Below are 17,482 nucleotides of genomic sequence, written 5' to 3' on the forward strand. Positions count from 1 at the left end.
ATTTTTATCTTCTTAATTAAGGGAATTTTCTATTTATGAATAATTTATCTGCTTTGGCTGATTTGTTAAAACGCTTTACCTGTTTGTTTGTTGCCTTTTGTTTTTTTATCCATATTGCTTCCCCGGCAATGGCGCAAGTATCAAAGCCCCGCTTTAAGTTAAACGAAAAGCAAAAAGAAGCATTAGATAAATCCCTAAACCAAAGAACTTTTGAAGCCGTTTCCACCCGAGAAAGCACCTCTTTACCCCGCATTGAACAAGAAAAACGCCTGCAACAGCAAGTCTATAAAATTGACCAAGGCCGCCTAAGTGATAAAGACAAAGCCCGTTTAATCCAGATAGACGGTTTATTAAATCCGAATAGTACCTTTTCCTCCAAAACTGCCAAAGATGCTTTTGCCACCTTTAAAACGGAACTGACCAAAGATACTGCCGCACAGAAGAAAGCCCAACTTGCCCAAGTAAACGAGCGCGCCGCCCAAGCCAAGGCGGATTTAAAGGCCCAAGCCAACCAAATGATTGACTCCGGCAAATACGATACGGCCCAAGTGGAAGAGTGGCGCAAAGGAAATGAAGCCCTCATTAATAAGTGGCAGCAGGATTCCGTTGCCCAATTAAACGCTTGGAGCAAAAAACGCAATGCACAGGCCGAGAAGATTTTTAACCAGGCGCAGGCGGACTCTTTGGCGCAGTTGGAAAAGCAAATTTTCCAAGCCGTAAAAGATTTGTTTGTTTTAAAGGATAAAGCACCCTTTGCCAAACGTAAGTTAATGACCTTGTCCCTGCGTGTGTTGCCCTTGCGCACCCGCGACGGAAAATCCTTTTTTACCCCCCAACAAAAGCAAACCTTGCACTCCTTATATACGAATGCCTTAAAATCAGCCAAGTGTGATAAAGACTGTTCCTTCCCGCTGACGGCGGTAGTGGGGCTTGGTATGGTGGGGTCGTCTGTGCACGATGCCCAATTAGTGGAAAACTTTATGGAGAAGCAGCGCGCGGGCGCATACTCTGTGCCGGTGCTTCTGGCGGGTGCAAGCGCTCTCTTGGCAATGAAGCAATACGGCGTTTTGCGCGGGTTTATTCATTCCGCCACCGAGAAAGAGCGGGATATTTCCCATTTAGATTTGTTCAGCGTAACGACTGCCGTAGATGTGCTTAAAAATATTAACGGGCAGTATTTGGGCGAGGTTTCCAAATATGCCGTTTATCCGTTGACAAAGGACGTATCCAACACCGCCGCTTTTGGTAACGCGTGGGAAGATTTGGCCTTATTGTTGGCAACGGAGGGCAGTAAAGAAAGTTTGGCAATTCTTAAAGAATTTGGGGTGGACCGCTGCGTTGTATATGTTTCCAAAACCGTAACGCTTAAAAATGAATATAAAATGGCCTGCACGGGTATTGTGCCGTTCCTGGCGGGTGCTTTGCATAGTGGTAAAAGCGGCGCGGAAAATTATACCCCGCAAGGCAATTATTTACAGCCTGGTGCGTATTTAGATTCCTTTGGACGCAGTGTACAGATTACCCCCCAACAGGCTTCTCAAAACCGTAAAGGTTGGGAATCCCGCCGCGCCCTTTTTAACCAATATCTTGCAATTACAGGTCTTTCCGCCTCTGCCGCCGTGGCACGGCATTTGTTTAAGCAAAGTATGGGCGATTTGAGCGCGGAAAGTGAACTGCTTTTAGACCAAAAATTATATAAAGTGTATGCTTCTTCCGCCAAGAAGCGCGCTCCCAAACCGGGCTATGCTATTTCCGCTTACAGCCGCGGAAGTGCCGCTTATAATGCCAAGCGTGTCCGTCAGGACCGCACCAACTGGTGGTTGAAGGCTGCGCAATATGCCGATATTGCCATTTTGGTATGGTGTTTGGTGGATATTTCCAAACTTGCCTTAAAGGGAGCCAACTTGGGCCGTGCTATGTACAAGGCGATGAATATGGCCCGTTCGGGTGCTACCGTAACCCAACGCGCGATGATGCTCCGCCGCTTTAATGTGGTAAAACCGTTGCGCACGATGCGCAATATCCCGGTGCGCTTGCGCAAGGGGTTGGAGCCGGTTGTGCTCGCGCAGTTGCCGCAGTTTGCTACCGTTCCCACCACGGCGGAACTGTTAAAAGTTCCGGGCGGATTTGTGCCGGCGGCCTCTAAATTAGTGGCTTCCAATTTAAAATTTTCTGCCGAAGTTGGTGTGTTGTCCGTCGGGAAGTCGGCAGCGGTACACCCCACGGTGTTAAACGAGGGCGAAGTGGCCAGCCTTAACGCCTCGTTAGCCGCAGCCACCCAGCGTGCCAATACCGCGTTTGCCAACCGTGGCACATTAGCCAAATTAACCACGGTAAGCGCGGACGGTGCCTACCGCCAGATGTTAGCCAAAGAAATTTCCCAGTTGGGCTCTTTGCCGGGCTATAAGCCGGGCGAAACGGCCTCTTTGGCGGCGGAAGTAAAGAATTTAAAAACGGTAAAAGTACCCGAAAATATAGCCTCTTTTGAACGTCGTCCGCTTCTTTCCAATGGACAGCCGGACGGAGTGGCCCTTAACAGTTTATTATCCGCTACTTTGGGTAGTGCGCCTACTGCCCAACAAACGGCCTATGTTACAAACTTGCTTACCCAAACGATTCAAAAAACAAACGCTCAATATGCCGCCAAGAGTTGGTTCAAACGGAAGTTTTCGCGCGGTTCCTATAAAAAGGCCTTTATGAGCAATTTGGCCCAAACTATGGATGCGGATAAACTCTTTTTAACCGACGAAACCTATGGCAAAATCGGCCAGGCCCTTATGCACGCGCTTAATGGGGATGCTTCTGTTAAGGCTCCCACCTCTTTGGCAGGCATTGTGGCGGAAAAAGCCGCTCCGGCCAAAAAACAAAAGGTAGCCTCCTTGGGTACAAGTGTGCTGGTGGAGGACGGAGCCGCTCCGGCGGAGTTGCCGCTTAATGTATATGTGGCGTCCGGCTTTGGCGGTGCGAAGAAGGCAGGTTATCAGCGTGCGATATTTACGCAAGGCAAGTCGGGGGTGAAGTTTGGTTTTGGTACCGATTTATCAAGCGTAACTACTCCCGGTAACTTTAAATTGACATTGGCGGATTCCCAAATTCCCGCTTTTGCGGCGGCCGCAGAACGCGCCAATTTAACTTCTCCCTTTGAACTGAAACTGACCTCCACCGGAAAACCCGGCTTCTTTAATTCCTTAAAGAGCCCCTTTGTAAACCGTTGGAATTTGTTCCAGGCACAAAAGGCAGAAACGGGCAAATGGTCGTTTAAAAACATTTTAACACGCAGTAAAGAAGATATGTATGCGCACTCAATTCCGGTTTTCCGCCAGACGGAAGCGGGCGGACTTCTTTCTGTGCCGCTTACCTTAAAGGCTGATACCTATTTGGGCTTGAAAGATGCGCAAATGGTGTTAGGCCCGTCCGGCTCGGTAAATTTCTACCGTGGCGGTCAGTTGCTGACGGGGCTTTCCCCTTTCTCTTATGGGGTGCGCAAAACGCAGTTAAAGCCGTTTATGGACATTGTTCGCCAAGCCCCTGCGGGTATGCGCTTTGACCTGACCGTCAAGGGTACACCCAGCAAACTGGTGCCACTCTATATCGCCACCGGGCTTAGTTTGAGTTCCGCTTCGTCCAGTTTAATTGCCCCTCTTGAAAATATTTACGGAGACCGTATTACAGAGACGGATAAAACAATGATTTCTCTTGCATTGCCGTATATCCCGTCTTTGCTGACGCCGGTGTTTTCTCCGCTGGTAATGAAAATCGGTGCGTTAAAAACCGTTAAAATTGCCTTGGGAACGGCCTTTGGCGGCCTCTTGTTTGCGGGCGTGTCCGGCTTTGGCGGTAAGGTAAATGAGGATAATTTGCCCCCCATTTGGCCGTTGTTTGTTTCCGGTGCGGCCATTGGTTTGTCCTCCGCTTTAAACCGCTCCGGGCTTAACCTGTTAATTGACCGCATTGGCGGCGGCGGTTCTCTGCTTACCAGTATGGCGTTTAAAAATATGGGTTCTATGGTAATGTTACTGCCCCCCATTTTAGCCAATACTTTTGCCCCGGGCGCGACGGACTTTTCGCTTGCGTTCCCGGTGTTGGGCACGATTTCCGCGTTGTCCTTCGGCAGTTTGTATTTCTCGCGCATTGACCCCAATATCGGCAAGGTGGCCGGGTTTATGAAATTTAAACCCGTGGCTTTGCGCGGCGGTTTCTATCCGGCCCTGACAAATGCCTGGCAGAATACCCGTACCCTTATGCGTGACGGATGGGGCGAAACGTGGGGTTCCTTGCGGATTTTAGCCAGTAAAGAACTCCTGCCGCTGACGGCTGCCGCTTTCACCTTTACAGGCTTTGAAGCCGCTACCTTTAATAAAGCGGCCAACCAGTTAATCCGTCCGTCGGTAAAAGGATTTGACTGGATTAACAATAATATTCACGAGGATAACCGCAATAACTGGGTAGCCTTGGTTACAAGCGGCACGGTAGTAGCCTTCCCGCTTTTGGTGCGCTTGCGTGCCAAATCACTCTTGGGTGCGTTAAAAGACCCGCTCCGCCCCGGTTTGGAATATCAGCGTATGCTGAAACTTTCTTACGGAATGAACATTTTGGGCGGTGCTACAATGATGACCTTCGGCTTTGACGGTTTTACAAGCCCCGGTTTCTTGGGTATTGCTTTGGTTGGTATGGGTACGGCCAACGTAACGCAATCTTTGCAGAAATTGGCCAATATGAACGTGGTTCGCGGCGGATATGTGGCCGCCCGCACAAAAGGCCTTGCCGCAGCCGAAGCCGCTGTTGTACGCGATAAGGCTGCTACTACGGCAATGACGGTGTTTTCACTCTCCCAAACGGGCTTGGCTGCCGTGCCGTTAATGGTCAGCCATTATACGGACGGACATATCAAAGCCGGAATTGAGACCCGCGCAGATGTGCCGAGGACCTCGCTGTGGATGCCGCTTACCTCTATCGGGCTTAGTATGGGATTAGCCGCGCCTAGTATTGGCTTATTCCCCAAGCAAATTCCTACGGGTGCATTTGGGTTAACCAAGGGCGTTTTTGGTTCCTACGGCCAGGCGTTTGGGCAAACATATAATTGGTTTACCCCCCAACAGGGCACACCCTACGGAACCCCGTCCGGCTTTATGCCGATGCCGACCCAAACGGCTTCCCCGGCTCCGGAAGAAAAGAAGTAATTTTAGTGCAAGCCTTTTAAAACGCTCTCTTTTAGAGGGCGTTTTTGCGTGCGGGGGTACAGGCGATTTTTTGGAAATGCCATATTAATTTGGACAAAGAGACTCTTTTCTTTGGAAAAAATCCGTATTTACAATAAGCCGGGAAATGAATTGTTTGACAGAAGTTCGGAATATAGGTTTCCCCGTCCTGTAAGAAAACTTTGAATCTTGCGTGAAATTTTTGTAAAATAATTTATATAAAAAGATTTGCGCCCCCATAGCTCAATGGATAGAGCATCTGCCTTCTAAGCAGGGGATATAGGTTCGATTCCTATTGGGGGTAAATATAGAACCCGCGGAAGCGGGTTTTTTATTTGCCCCCAAAGCCGCATAAACTGCTTTATGCGGCGGTAGGAATCGAAAGCCGGAGCCTTATACGAGTTTGAGGCAGGAAGCCGAAAGGCGAGTATGGCGAGGCGGGGCCGCAAGCGCCGAGGGTCAACGAGGCGACCAGTGGCCGATGACCTTAAAGGAAAATATAGAACCCGCGGAAGCGGGTTTTTTATTTGCGCCCAAAGCCGCATAAACTGCTTTATGCGGCGGTAGGAATTGAAAGCCGGAGCCTTATACGAGTTTGAGGCAGGAAGCCGAAAGGCGAGTATGGCGAGGCGGGGCCGCGAGCGCCGAGGGTCAACGAGGCGACTGGTGGCCGATGACAATAAAGGAAAATATAGAACCCGCGGAAGCGGGTTTTTTATTTGCCCCCAAAGCCGCATAAACTGCTTTATGCGGCGGTAGGAATCGTTTTATAACTACTGCTCACCATAAACCCCGGGCGTAAACCCGGGGAGTTTCATTAAAAAAATTTCTCTATTATTTTCTTCGGAAACGATACCATCTCTCTTTCAATATAGGCCCAAAGCCCTATAAGCGGTTAGGTCTTTTGGCCCTGTTTATTTTTGTATAAGAAGACTACATTATTAAAAATGATTTAGAATTTTGTTATAAAAAATAGTGGATTTTTTGGGTATAACTTTGTATATTGAAAGGGTACCCGAATTAAACTGATGACAACAAGAGAAGGAGTACTTAAAATGAAACAAGTCATATTAGCCCTGCTGTTACTGGGTTTGGCGGTCCCTGGTTCTGCCCAAGCCGGTAAAGCTCCTGTCGTTGCAGCAAAACAAGTAAAAACTGTTACAAACGCGTTTAAAACCCGTGTTCCTACGGTTCCGAATGTGTCCAGCAAAGTGCTTAAACAGCAATATGCTTTGGTCAGCCGTTCTTTGGCGATTGCCCAACAAGTGCATAGCCAACAAGTGGCCCAAGTGCTGACGGATGCTTCTCTCGTCGCAAAAGATCGCTTGGCTGTTTTGGAAAAATTGGATGCCGAAACGGCTGAGTTGACGGCTAGCCTGAACGAACGCGCTATGAAGGCGCAAGCCCAATGGGGAGAACGCTTGCTGCAAGAACGCAATCCGAATTTCTTTCCTAAAAAAGATTCCGACATTCCGGGTATGCTCTCCGAATCGGCCAAGCCGACGGAATATCCCGACATGTCTCCGGCTTTCTTCCGCGAAGTGGTCGCCTTGGTGCCTGAATATGAAGAACTTCCCGAAGAGGTAAATATGCTTGCTGGGGCCTTGGGTAAAAAATTGGGCTTTATGGAGCAAACCATTACCCAGTTGAAAGAGGTCAAACTGGCTGCCAACAAAAAGATTGTAATGAGCGAAACCGAAATGGAAAAACGCTTCTACCGCAACCAAGTAAAAAAGGCTGACCGGGAACTGGCGAAACTTTCCAAGCAGGCAGCCCAAGCCGCGGCGGATTTGGTGGATTTAATGAATCTTTATCCGTCTTTGTACAAAGATGCCTTGGCTTTGGTTGCTATCAAATTGGATACCTACCCGGTTAAAACGGACTTTGTAAAATACTTGCGTGGCAAAGTGCGCTTGCCTTCTACTATTAAGAAAGAAGACGCCCCGCGCCGCAAAATTGGTTTTAACTAACCGAATAGTTTTAAAAAGCCCCGCTTACGGCGGGGCTTTTTTTGTGGGCTAGGTTTTCCCCTCTCTTTTTTAACGATGCTTGTTTTTATCGGCGAGTTGCTCTGTAAAATGGTACAATAAACTAACTGTATTTTGGGAGTATTTTATGGCCAGAAATTTATCGTTTTCCTATTCTAAAATGGGTATGTATAAGGAATGCCCGCAGAAGTACAAATTCCGCTATGTCCATATGCTGCCCGAGCAACCCAAGTATTACTTTGCGTTTGGCTCTGCGTTGCACGAGGTAATGGAATACATTTACAACCCGGCAAACCCGGTTTTCCCCACTTTGGCGGAAGCATTGGTGTTTTTTGAGAACCATTGGAACAAAACAACCTATGAACAAAAAGGCTATGCGTCGCTTGAAAAGGAACTGGCCGGATATGCAGAGGGGCGGCGGATTATTGAGTCCTATTATGCCAAAAACGCGGCTACTTTTGCGCACCCGCTGTCCGTGGAAATGAAGAGTACACTGGATATTGACGGGTTGAGCCTTATCAGTATTTTGGACCGTATGGACTATTTGGGCGACGGAAAAATCAAAATTTTGGACTATAAAACGGGCAAAACTGTCCAGCGTGAGCCGGACCAACTGTATATGTATCAAAAGGTTGCCGAAAACTCCCCCGCCATCCGCGCACTTGTTGAGCAAAAGGACCCGGGCGTAAAAGAAATCCGCGTGGCGCAACTGAGTTTTTACCATTTGCCCACCTTGCACGAAATGACGTTTGAACGGGCAGAGGATAAGGAAATTTTTGAATTTTGGCAGGGCGTTTTAAAGGTAGCAGACAACATCCGCGCGGGCAATTTTACCCCCACCCCCGGCGAAAACCAATGCCGCTGGTGCGATTACCGCAACATCTGCCCTGTTTTTACGGGTAAGGAATACACCGGCCCGACGGGGTTTTCAGTGCGCAAGACGGCTCCCGCTATTGCCGAACAACCCAAAAGTGAGCAAGAAATTTTAAGCGAAAAAATTGACCGTTGCGGGGCGCTTTTGGACGAAGCGAAATCTTTGCAAAAAGAAATTATTTCGCTAATGCGCAAAAACAATTTTGAGCGCCATTTCGGCAAGCAGTACAAGGCTGAACTTTCCCGCGTGGAAAAGTTGGAGTTTACCGATAAAGAAAAAGTGGTGGAACTCTTGCGCACGCTAAAACTGTTAGCCAAGGTGCTGGTACCTACGCAAAGTACGGTGGCCGGGCTGTTAACGGACGCAGCCGTTCCGGCGGAAGCCAAAGCAAAGTTGCGGGCCTTTGCCAAAAAAGAAGAGGACATACAAATTAATTTAACCAAGGCGGAGTAGTTATGATACGGAAAACCGATTTTCGCTTAAAACTGTCTTTTTTAGCCGTGTTGGCGGCAGGGGTGCTGTTTACGGTGGCGCGCTTGGCCTTGTTGGTGCTCAACCGGGATTTTTTTAGCGTTTTGTCCGGGGCGGAAATTTTTTCCGCCTTTTTAAACGGCCTTCGCTTTGATTTTTCCGTGATAGCCCTTTTTATGGGGCCGGTACTGTTTTTATTAAATTTACCTGTGCGCGGGCGCGGTTGGGTGAAATTTTGGACGGTCGTACTATTTGCTGAACTTATTTTTGCGACGGGCTTTTTGATTGGCGATTTAATTTATTTTCCCAAAGTAAACCGCCATATTGCCGAGGAAATTGTGCAGGTGGCTAACGATTGGGGCTATGTGTTAAAGTATATGCTTACGCAGGTTTGGCTGCCGCTTATTATCCTTTTGGGCGGCTTTGCGTGGGCGGTGCGCGCGTTTTGCTGTTATACGGATAAACACTTTCAGGCCAACCGCTATGGTAAAATCCGTACGGGAGAAATCCTTTTTTTGATTGTTTTATTCACTTTTTTAGCTATCCGCGGACATATCGGGCGCGGCAAATCTATTGGCGTGGCGGACGTATATAATTACGCATCTTCCCCCGCCGGAGCGGCACTTACGCTAAACGGCGCATTTACGGCTTATCAGGTGGGCAGAAAGGGTGCAATGGAAATTTCCAACACGTTCCCGGCGGAAAAAGCACTGGAACTAACGCAAAAACGCTTTGTAGCCGCAGACGAAACGGTGCCGGACGAAAATTATCCGCTTATGCGCCAAGCCCAGCCGGAAAAAAATCCCCTAGCCAAAGGTTACAACGTAATGATTGTTCTTTTGGAAGGCTGGCACCCGTATTATGTGGACGGTTTATCCGGACAAGACTTTGGCGCAACCCCGGTATTTGACGATATTTTAAAGAACGGCGTGAATTTTACCAATGCCTATGCGGCGGGGCTGCGCAGTATTTTTGGCTTTGCGGCAGTTTTTGCGGGTGTGCCGCTTGTACCGGGTCTGCCTATGTTTGGCTATGGCCTTGAACTGACGGCCTTTTCCCCTATGCCTAAGCACTTTGCCCAGGCGGGTTATTACACTTTTTTTGCGCAGACCTCGCACCGCGATTCTTACCGCCTGTGTGCATTGGCTTCCTACTTGGGAGTAAAAGACAGTTACGGGTGGGAGGATATTCCCGAACGGTTAAAATACAAGGACCGCGCTCCCTTTGGCTATGATTATGATGCCTTAATGTTTGCGGCTGATAAAATTAAAAACCGCCAAGAAAAAAATTTTATGGGTATGGTGTTTACGGGTATTACGCACGAGCCGTTTGCCTCCACCTTGCCGCAGTTTGACAAATATCCGTACGATTCCTGGGAGCACGGCTTTTTAAATACGCTGTCGTTTGCCGATTGGTCTATCGGCGAGTTTTTAAAGCGCGCCAAAGAAGACGGTTGGTTTGATAATACCATTTTTGTATTCGTGGCGGACCATACCTCCGGCGGTCCGGCAGATGATTCGTTAAAAAACCGCTTCCGTATTCCGCTGGTTATTTATGCGCCGAAACTTTTTAAGGGGCAGGAAGCCAATCAAATCGTTTCGCAATTAGATTTAATTCCCACGCTCTACCATTTGACGGGCCTTACGCCCGCTTATACGGCCTTTGGGCGGGATATGTTTGATACTTCTTTTAAACGCGTGGCGCTGGTATCGGAGGGTGTAAATCTCGGGCTTATTACGCAAGACGGAGAAATGCGCCATAGCGGCGGGAAAATTTTATCCGCTACTCCCGGTATGGATACCGAAAAAGCAGAGGAAACGCTCTTGTCCTTGGACAAGGCAGCCTATACGCTTTTGAAAGAAAACCGTTGGTATAAGCCACAAGAAACAGGGGCCGGAAAATGAGCGGGAAACTTTTTGTTGCGCTGGATTTGGGCACATCCTCCTGCCGGGCTTTGGCCTTTAACCAAAGCGGAGAAGTCCTCGCGCGCAAAAGCCTGATTCTTGCGCCAAAACGCCCCCAAAACGGTCTTTCTTTTTATGACGGGAACGAACTCCTGCGCGCACAAAAAAATGTTTTAAATTCTCTTTTAACGCAAGTCGGCGCGCAAAATGTCCGCAGTATATCCGTATCCTGCCAACGCTCTACTGTTGTGTTGTGGCATAGGAAAACGGGCGAGCCGTTGGCCCCGGTGCTCACCTGGGAGGACGGCCGCGCGGCGGCGGAAGCGGAAAACGCACCCGTCAGCCAGGCGGAAGTTCACACGATAACAGGCTTATATAAAACGCCGTATTTTTCCGCGCCTAAAATTGCCTGGTGCCTTAAAAATTGCCCGCCGGTAAAACAAGCGTTGGGCGAAAACAATTTGCTTATCGGGCCAGTGGCCTCTTACTTTATTTGGCATTTAACGGGCGGTAAAACCTTTGCCGCAGACCCCACACTTGCCCAACGTATGCTGTTATGGGATATCCGCACGCAAACTTGGAGCGCGGACTTGTGCAAGGCTTTTGGGGTTGAGCCTGAAACTTTGCCGGAAATCCGCCCGAGTGCGGCAGATTACGGAATGTATGAATTTGAACAGGTAAAAATTCCTCTTTGCGTGTGTGTCGGAGACCAACAGGCCGCCGCTTGGAACCGTTTAAAGGACGGGCAAACGCTTATCAATTATGGTACGGGCGCGTTCTTGCTGCATAATGCGGGCCGCAAAAATATTTGCCTGCCGGGGTTATTAACTTCCCTTTCTGCTTCTTGCAAAACCCCAAAAAGCGATTATTTGTTGGAAGCCCCCGTCAATGCGGCGGGAAGCGCGTTCCAATGGTTGGGTGCGCAGGGGATTTCTTTTGATGCTAAAAAAATAGATAGTTTGTGCGCTCTTTCGCAAAATCCTGTATGGTTTTTGCCGGCCTTGGGCGGCTTGGGTGCGCCGTATTGGGATTTTTCTTTGTCACCTGTGGTGGCGGGGTTATCCCCCCTTACGCAAAAGGCCGATTGGGTGGCCGGAACGGTGCGTGGAATTGCGTTTTTGCTGGCGGATATTGTGGCCTACTTGCGGGCCAATAAGGTGCCTGTTAGCGGGCCGGTGGCGGTATCGGGCGGACTTACTCATTTAAATTATTTAATGCAGTTTCAGGCCGGTTTATTGCAGTTGCCGTTGGTGTTGCGCGGCGAAAGCGAAAGCACAGCCTTGGGTGCGGCGCATTTGGCTGCTGATTATTTACAGGAGTCCTTACAAGTCAGCACAAACGGGGAAAGTTGTTCCTTTTTGCCGAACCTGTCTGGGAAAGATGCAAAAAACTTGCACCAAAAGTGGCAGGCCTTTTTAACTTGGTGCAAAGCGCAACCAAAATAATAGCCTTTACCTGCCGATTTTCCCCCCGCTTTTTAGCGGGGTTTTTTAGACACAAAAAAACTCCCTGGGCATAAGCCTAGGGAGTTTCACATATCTAAAACTTTTTACAGCACATCCGCCATCTTTACTTCTTGCGGTTTGACCGTGGCGGCCTCCACCGTTGCCTTGGCAGCAGCCTTGGTTTTGGCGGCGGAATTTTTTACAGCCGTTTTGCGGGCGGACGCTTTTCTGCGGCCTTGCGCAGCGCGGCGTTTGGCCGTATTTCTGTTGGCGGTTGTTTTTGCCTTGGCCTGATTAACCGTTGCGCGTGCCTTGGCAGCATCGGCTTTGGCCTTGGCCTCGGCGGCGGAAGCGGTGTCTTGTGCTTTTTGTACAGCACTATCACCCTGCGCCTTAACCGCGTTGGCGGCCTCGGTTACTTGCGTGTCAGCAGCGGATAAGCGGCGGTTAATTTCATCTTCCATAGCCGCTTCTTTTTGCGCTCTGGCTTCTTCTAACTGTTTTTGCAAGCGTTCTAATTCCGGGTCGTTTTGGTATTCTTGCTCTACTTGCGCGCGGACCTCGGCGGCTTTGGCTTCTTGGGCGGCCTTGGCTTGGGCCAATTCTTCCTCTTTTATCTGTTGAACGCGGGCTTCATCTTGCGCGAGTTGGTTTTCCAGTTCTTGTACTTCGGCTTGTTTCTGTGCCTGAATTTGCAAGGCTTGCTGAACCACCTCAGCCTTTTTAACGCCCAGTACATTGGACGTTAAAGAGTTCGGCAGATATTGCTCGGTAAGCGTGAAGGCGTTGTCGCCGTTGTTATTAGCGGCGCTGACTTCGGCCCCTTGTTGGATAAGGAGCAGGGCCGCTTTGTCGTTTTTGGCCTTGATAGCCGCTAAAAGCGGGGTGTTGTTGTCTCGGTCGCGCGAATTGATGTCCGCACCCGCCTTTAACAGCGCCTGCGCGGGGGCCACGTCCGTAGCGTAAACGCTATAAACGATAGCGGTGCGGTCTTGAAAATCCTTTTCGTTGACGTTAATATTCTTTTGTTTGAGGAGTACGTTCAAGCACTCTTGCTGTTTTTTAGAAGAGGCACGCATTAATGCGGTTACACCGTTATTGTCCTTGGCGTTTACATCCGCGCCTAAGGAAAGTAAATTGCGCAAGGTGTCGGTTTGCCCTTGTTCTACGGCGTAAAAAATCGGCGTGCGACCGGAAAGGTCTGCAATATTTACATCGGCCTTACCCGAGCGGATGAGCAGGCGGACGGTATCGCTGTGCCCTTCGGCCGCGGCGGCGGACAGGGCGGAAAGGCCTGTGGCTGGGTTGCGGTAGTTTACCATAGCACCGTGCGCCAAGAGGACTTTAATATTATTAACAAGTCCCTTTTGCGCCGCGTAAATAAGTGGCGTATTGCCCGAGTTATCCGGCAGATTGACGGCCGTGTTATCAAGTGCGATTAAGTTGGAAATTAATTTGGAGTTATCTGTACCCGAGGCATAAATGAGGGCGGTTTTGCCCAAATCGTCCTTGGCGGTTACGTCGGCACCGTGTTTAACCAAGTAGGCTACCACATCCGTATTGCCGGCGGCCGCGGCGGAAATAATCGGTGTTACACCGTAACTGGACGCGTCATTGACGACGGCTTTCCCGTCCTCCACCAGCATTTTGATAATTTCCATATTGCCTTTTTCGGCGGCAATCGTGAGCGGAGTGATACCCGCGTAGTTTTTTTCATTTACGTTTACGTTAGCATACATTAATGTACGCACGCGGTCCACATCACTGATTTTTACGGCACGCACCAAAGATGTATCATACACATATTTGGTCTTGGCGCGCGGGCGATTGCCTAACGTGTCGCCCTCGTATTTCTTTTGTTCGGCGCCAAACAAGGTTCCGCGGTAAATGTCGCCGGGGATTTGCGTGGCTTGTTGGGCAATGGCATCTGTGGCAGAACGCGGAGCGCGTTCGCCCAACACTACGCCTTCATACCCTGTGTAGTAGTCGTCTTGGCTGTCGGCGTTTTGCGCCACAAGCGGACTGACGGCTAGTGTGAAGACAAAAATGAGTCCTAGTTTTTTCATATAAGTATTCTCCCTCCAATTATATTATAACCAATGCGGCGGGAAAAGTTTTAAATTTTTTGTGGTGGGGCTTTTTTGTAATCTGAAAGAATTATGTTTAAATAATTCTAAATTTTTGATATAGGGCTTGCATTTTTTTTAACTAGGTTGTATTATAGTTAGTATAAAGGCCGGTAAAGGCCGACGGATTTATCCCCCAGAACCCTTCGATTTACCCCCCGAACGGTTCTGAACAAAAGGGCCGGGCACATCCCCCGGCTCTTTATTTTTGGTTTTCTAAACAGAAAAACCAAGCAAAAATATCTTGTTCTTTTTCTTGCACAAGAAAAAGAGTGGCGGGTCAATACTCATAAAAGGCAGTAACGGCGGGTATTTTTACAACTCGCCTTACAGGCTCAAACAAATAAAAATACTCCTCCGCATTATACGCACTCCCCAACGGGCAAGACCCGCAGAACAACTACAAGCGAAAATTTCTTAATATAAAAACCCGCACTCGTAAAAGTGCGGGCTTTTAAAACACAAGTGGTCTATGCAACTAAATTACAGAGCGATTACGCTCACCGGGGTCCTGCGGACGGCGGGAGCAATGCTGCCCTGTTCGCGGTCGCTCTTACAGAGCGATTGCGCTCACCGGGCAGGTGCCGGCGCAAGAACCGCATTCAATGCATTTAGAAGCATCAATGCTTCTTTTGCCGTCCACTTCGCTAATAGCGGCTACGGGGCAAGAAGATTCGCAAGCACCGCAGTTAATGCAAACATCCGGGTTTACTTTATAAGCCATAAAATAAGTCTCCTATTAGGTTAAGTTTGTATATAAATTATACCAAAATTGTTTGGCGGCGGGTATGGGCTGCCCCCAGTCCGTCGGCGCGGTCCTCTTGTATTAACAGAATGGTTTTGGTAAAATATAAAAGTAAGGAAAAACTAACTTTTATGGAAAAAGAAACTTCTCGCACTTTACACTCTTTAAAACCGGGCAACACCGCGAAAATTAAAGATATTCAAACGGATGCTAAAATGGCCGAAAAATTGGCGGCTATGGGGCTTGTCCGTGGACAATTTATTACCCGCAAACCCGGGTCCAGCCCGGTGGTTGTCAGCGTTTCCGGTACCGAGGTGGCTCTCGGCCGCGAAACTGCTAAAAAAATTATCGTTACTGCCAAAAAGAATACTTTTCTTTTAGCCGGAAACCCCAACGTGGGCAAGAGCCTTATCTTCTCGCGTTTGACAGGTATTGGTATTATTTCCTCCAATTTCCCCGGTACGACGGTTGGCCTGAACTACGGGCAAACCGTATTTGACGGCGATTCTTACGATATTATTGATATCCCCGGTCTTTACCGTTTGGAAGAAGAATGGACTTTGGAAGGGAAAAAGCATAATTTGTTTAAGGAATTGGAGTACGACTTTATTGTGTGCGTGGCGGATGCTTCGCACTTGGAGCGCAACCTGTATTTTCTGTTGGAAATTATGCAACTTAAAAAGCCCGTCATTTTGCTTTTAAATAAATACGACGAGGCGGTGCGCAAAGGGATTCAAATTAATGTAAAGGAATTGGAAAAGCAACTGGGTATCCCGGTTATTCCGACTGTCGCTACGACGGGTGAGGGCTTAAAAGAACTTTCCTATCAGGCGGCAAAAATTGCCTCGCACGAATCTGTTTTGAGCACTTTGAATATTCCCGCCGACCCGGAAGAAAAATGGCACGTTATCGGCCGTATCATACAAAAAGTGCAAACGGTTAAACACAAGCACGCTTCTTTTTGGGAGCATTTGCAGGGTTGGGCGACCACACCCGTAACGGGTCTGCCGATAGCCTTGTGTGTGTTGGTTGTATCGTTCTTTTTGGTCCGCTTTGTGGGAGAGCACCTCATCAATCTTCTAGACCCGCTGTATGAAAATTATTATGTTCCGTTCTTGGAGCATATTTTCGGCGGGATAAAAGACAATGCTTTGGGGATGCTGTTGCTTGGCGATGGCGGCGAAAACTATTTCGGCGTGCTGACCGACGGTTTGCATATTGCGCTGATAGACGTAATGTCCTATGTGTTGGCGTTTTATGCGCTGTTGGGATTTTTAGGCGATTTGGGCTATCTGCCGCGCCTGGCTGTACTTTTGGACTCCCTGCTCCACAAGGTAGGCTTGCACGGATACGGTTCGTTGCCTATTATGTTGGGCTTTGGTTGTAAGGTGCCTGCGGTAATGGGTATCCGCGTGTTGGAAACCCGCCGTGAGCGCATTATTGCCTTGGCGCTTATTTTGGTGTTGGCGCCGTGCATTTCCCAAACCGCGATGATTATTTCCATTTTGTCCCCCTACGGCTTAAAATATATGCTGATTGTATTTTTCGCCCTGTTTGTAAACGGTATTTTGGCGGGTACGATTTTAAACAAACTGATGAAAGGCGAAACGCCCGAATTGTTTATGGAAATTCCCTCTTGGCAGATTCCCCAATGGCGGCCTTTACTGCGCAAGTTGTGGATTCGTATGAAGGAATATTTGGGGGATGCCCTGCCGCTTATTTTGGTGGGCGTGCTGTTTGTAGATTTAATGCAACTTTCCGGGTTGACGAATTGGATAGCCCAGATTGCGCGTTACCCGGTGGAGCATATTTTGGGTCTGCCTGCGGACACGACGCCTTTGCTGATTTTGGGCTGCCTGCGTAAAGACGTGTCTATCGCTTTGTTACAGCCGTTTAACCTGCCGCCGGCTGAGTTGGTGGTGTCGTGCGTGTTTATGGCGATGTACTTGCCGTGCGTGGCGACGTTCTTTGTAATGTTGCGCGAAAGCGGTTGGAAGGACACATTTAGAGTGATTGCCTTAACACTTTGTATGGCATTTTTATCGGCGTGGGTGTTACGGCTGATTTTGATGTAATAAAAATTGTCAGATAAAAGATATGAGAAACCCCCGGCAAACATTTTTACCGGGGGTTTTCATTACTGTTGCAAAATAAAAATATCCATAGGAGTACCCATTTCACCAGGCTGGGAGTGGGATAGATTTTGCTCGGCGGGTGTCCCCCCCATACTTTTGCAGGCCGATACAGCCGCCGCATTGGTGGCGTGTGCCCAGCACTCAATGCGCCCGGGGTAGGCTGAATTATCATAATACATTGCGTATGCCAGCGGAATATTGCTAGTACCGTATTTCCCAGCAAACCCTACTACCGCGCTTCCGGCCCTGCTGATTACGCCCGAAGAGATATCCACCCAGTAATCGTTGCAATGCATATGCCCTGCCGTATTGTAATTGCACCCGTTTATTCCCCCCACATCCAGCGATTCCAAATCTTGTGTGTAAGTACCCGTAGCCATATAATTAGCCTCTACGGCATTTTTGATAGTGCGTACATTGGGCATTAAGCGGGCCAAGCGGGCCTTTAAAACGGCGGTTTCATACTGCGGTAAGGCGACGGCGGCTAAAATTCCGATAATCAGTACCACCACTAATAATTCTATCAGCGTGAAGCCGGAATTTTTGTTTTGCATAAGTTTCTCCTTTTTTAAACTGCTTTTGGAAAATTTACGCAA

The 17,482-nt window shown here is 48.7% G+C and carries 9 protein-coding genes and 1 tRNA gene; 7 read left to right on the forward strand and 3 right to left on the reverse strand.

Annotation, left to right across the window (positions count from 1 at the left end):
- The first annotated feature begins 35 nt into the window (after nt 1-35).
- The 6 genes from ACQY2K_RS03945 to ACQY2K_RS03970 all read left to right on the forward strand — a co-directional run bounded on the left by ACQY2K_RS03945 (nt 36) and on the right by ACQY2K_RS03970 (nt 11,880).
- Entirely contained in the window at nt 36-5,180 is a 5,145-nt protein-coding gene (locus ACQY2K_RS03945; RefSeq protein WP_428040837.1) for a hypothetical protein, read from the forward strand.
- A 250-nt stretch (nt 5,181-5,430) separates the two neighbouring features.
- Nucleotides 5,431-5,502 (forward strand) — tRNA-Arg (locus ACQY2K_RS03950).
- Nucleotides 5,503-6,253: 751 nt separating this feature from the next.
- The gene (locus ACQY2K_RS03955; protein ID WP_428040838.1) at nt 6,254-7,168 is read left to right on the forward strand and encodes a hypothetical protein; all 915 of its coding nucleotides are present in this window, start codon (nt 6,254-6,256) and stop codon (nt 7,166-7,168) included.
- A 145-nt stretch (nt 7,169-7,313) separates the two neighbouring features.
- Entirely contained in the window at nt 7,314-8,513 is a 1,200-nt protein-coding gene (locus ACQY2K_RS03960; protein ID WP_428040839.1) for a RecB family exonuclease, read from the forward strand.
- Between the two features lie 2 nt (nt 8,514-8,515).
- Nucleotides 8,516-10,435 (forward strand): LTA synthase family protein, encoded by a 1,920-nt coding sequence (locus ACQY2K_RS03965; protein WP_428040840.1) that lies wholly within the window; start codon nt 8,516-8,518, stop codon nt 10,433-10,435.
- Nucleotides 10,432-11,880 (forward strand): FGGY family carbohydrate kinase, encoded by a 1,449-nt coding sequence (locus tag ACQY2K_RS03970; RefSeq protein ID WP_428040841.1) that lies wholly within the window; start codon nt 10,432-10,434, stop codon nt 11,878-11,880. Before ACQY2K_RS03965 ends, ACQY2K_RS03970 begins: the two co-directional genes overlap by 4 nt.
- Nucleotides 11,881-11,984: 104 nt before the next feature.
- Here ACQY2K_RS03970 and ACQY2K_RS03975 read toward each other — a convergent pair whose 3' ends face one another.
- Nucleotides 11,985-13,946, reverse strand: a complete 1,962-nt coding sequence (locus tag ACQY2K_RS03975) for an ankyrin repeat domain-containing protein (RefSeq protein WP_428040842.1) — start codon at nt 13,944-13,946, stop codon at nt 11,985-11,987.
- Between the two features lie 613 nt (nt 13,947-14,559).
- Nucleotides 14,560-14,730 (reverse strand): 4Fe-4S binding protein, encoded by a 171-nt coding sequence (locus tag ACQY2K_RS03980; RefSeq protein WP_177746833.1) that lies wholly within the window; start codon nt 14,728-14,730, stop codon nt 14,560-14,562.
- 152 nt (nt 14,731-14,882) lie between these two features.
- Here ACQY2K_RS03980 and ACQY2K_RS03985 point away from each other — a divergent pair, with 152 nt between their 5' ends.
- Complete coding sequence (locus ACQY2K_RS03985) at nt 14,883-16,826, forward strand: FeoB small GTPase domain-containing protein (protein WP_428040843.1); 1,944 nt, start codon at nt 14,883-14,885, stop codon at nt 16,824-16,826.
- A 62-nt stretch (nt 16,827-16,888) separates the two neighbouring features.
- Here the strand turns inward: ACQY2K_RS03985 and ACQY2K_RS03990 are convergent, their stop codons facing one another.
- Complete coding sequence (locus tag ACQY2K_RS03990; RefSeq protein ID WP_428040844.1) at nt 16,889-17,440, reverse strand: type IV pilin protein; 552 nt, start codon at nt 17,438-17,440, stop codon at nt 16,889-16,891.
- Nucleotides 17,441-17,482 lie beyond the last annotated feature (42 nt).

Source organism: Candidatus Avelusimicrobium fimicolum, from assembly GCF_021632165.1.
Lineage (GTDB): Bacteria > Elusimicrobiota > Elusimicrobia > Elusimicrobiales > Elusimicrobiaceae > Avelusimicrobium > Avelusimicrobium fimicola.

Coding starts and splice junctions, on each gene's coding strand:
- ACQY2K_RS03945 (WP_428040837.1), top strand. CDS start 36: ATGAATAATTTATCTGCTTTGGCTGATTTGTTAAAACGCTTTACCTGT.
- ACQY2K_RS03955 (WP_428040838.1), top strand. CDS start 6,254: ATGAAACAAGTCATATTAGCCCTGCTGTTACTGGGTTTGGCGGTCCCT.
- ACQY2K_RS03960 (WP_428040839.1), top strand. CDS start 7,314: ATGGCCAGAAATTTATCGTTTTCCTATTCTAAAATGGGTATGTATAAG.
- ACQY2K_RS03965 (WP_428040840.1), top strand. CDS start 8,516: ATGATACGGAAAACCGATTTTCGCTTAAAACTGTCTTTTTTAGCCGTG.
- ACQY2K_RS03970 (WP_428040841.1), top strand. CDS start 10,432: ATGAGCGGGAAACTTTTTGTTGCGCTGGATTTGGGCACATCCTCCTGC.
- ACQY2K_RS03975 (WP_428040842.1), bottom strand. CDS start 13,946: ATGAAAAAACTAGGACTCATTTTTGTCTTCACACTAGCCGTCAGTCCG.
- ACQY2K_RS03980 (WP_177746833.1), bottom strand. CDS start 14,730: ATGGCTTATAAAGTAAACCCGGATGTTTGCATTAACTGCGGTGCTTGC.
- ACQY2K_RS03985 (WP_428040843.1), top strand. CDS start 14,883: ATGGAAAAAGAAACTTCTCGCACTTTACACTCTTTAAAACCGGGCAAC.
- ACQY2K_RS03990 (WP_428040844.1), bottom strand. CDS start 17,440: ATGCAAAACAAAAATTCCGGCTTCACGCTGATAGAATTATTAGTGGTG.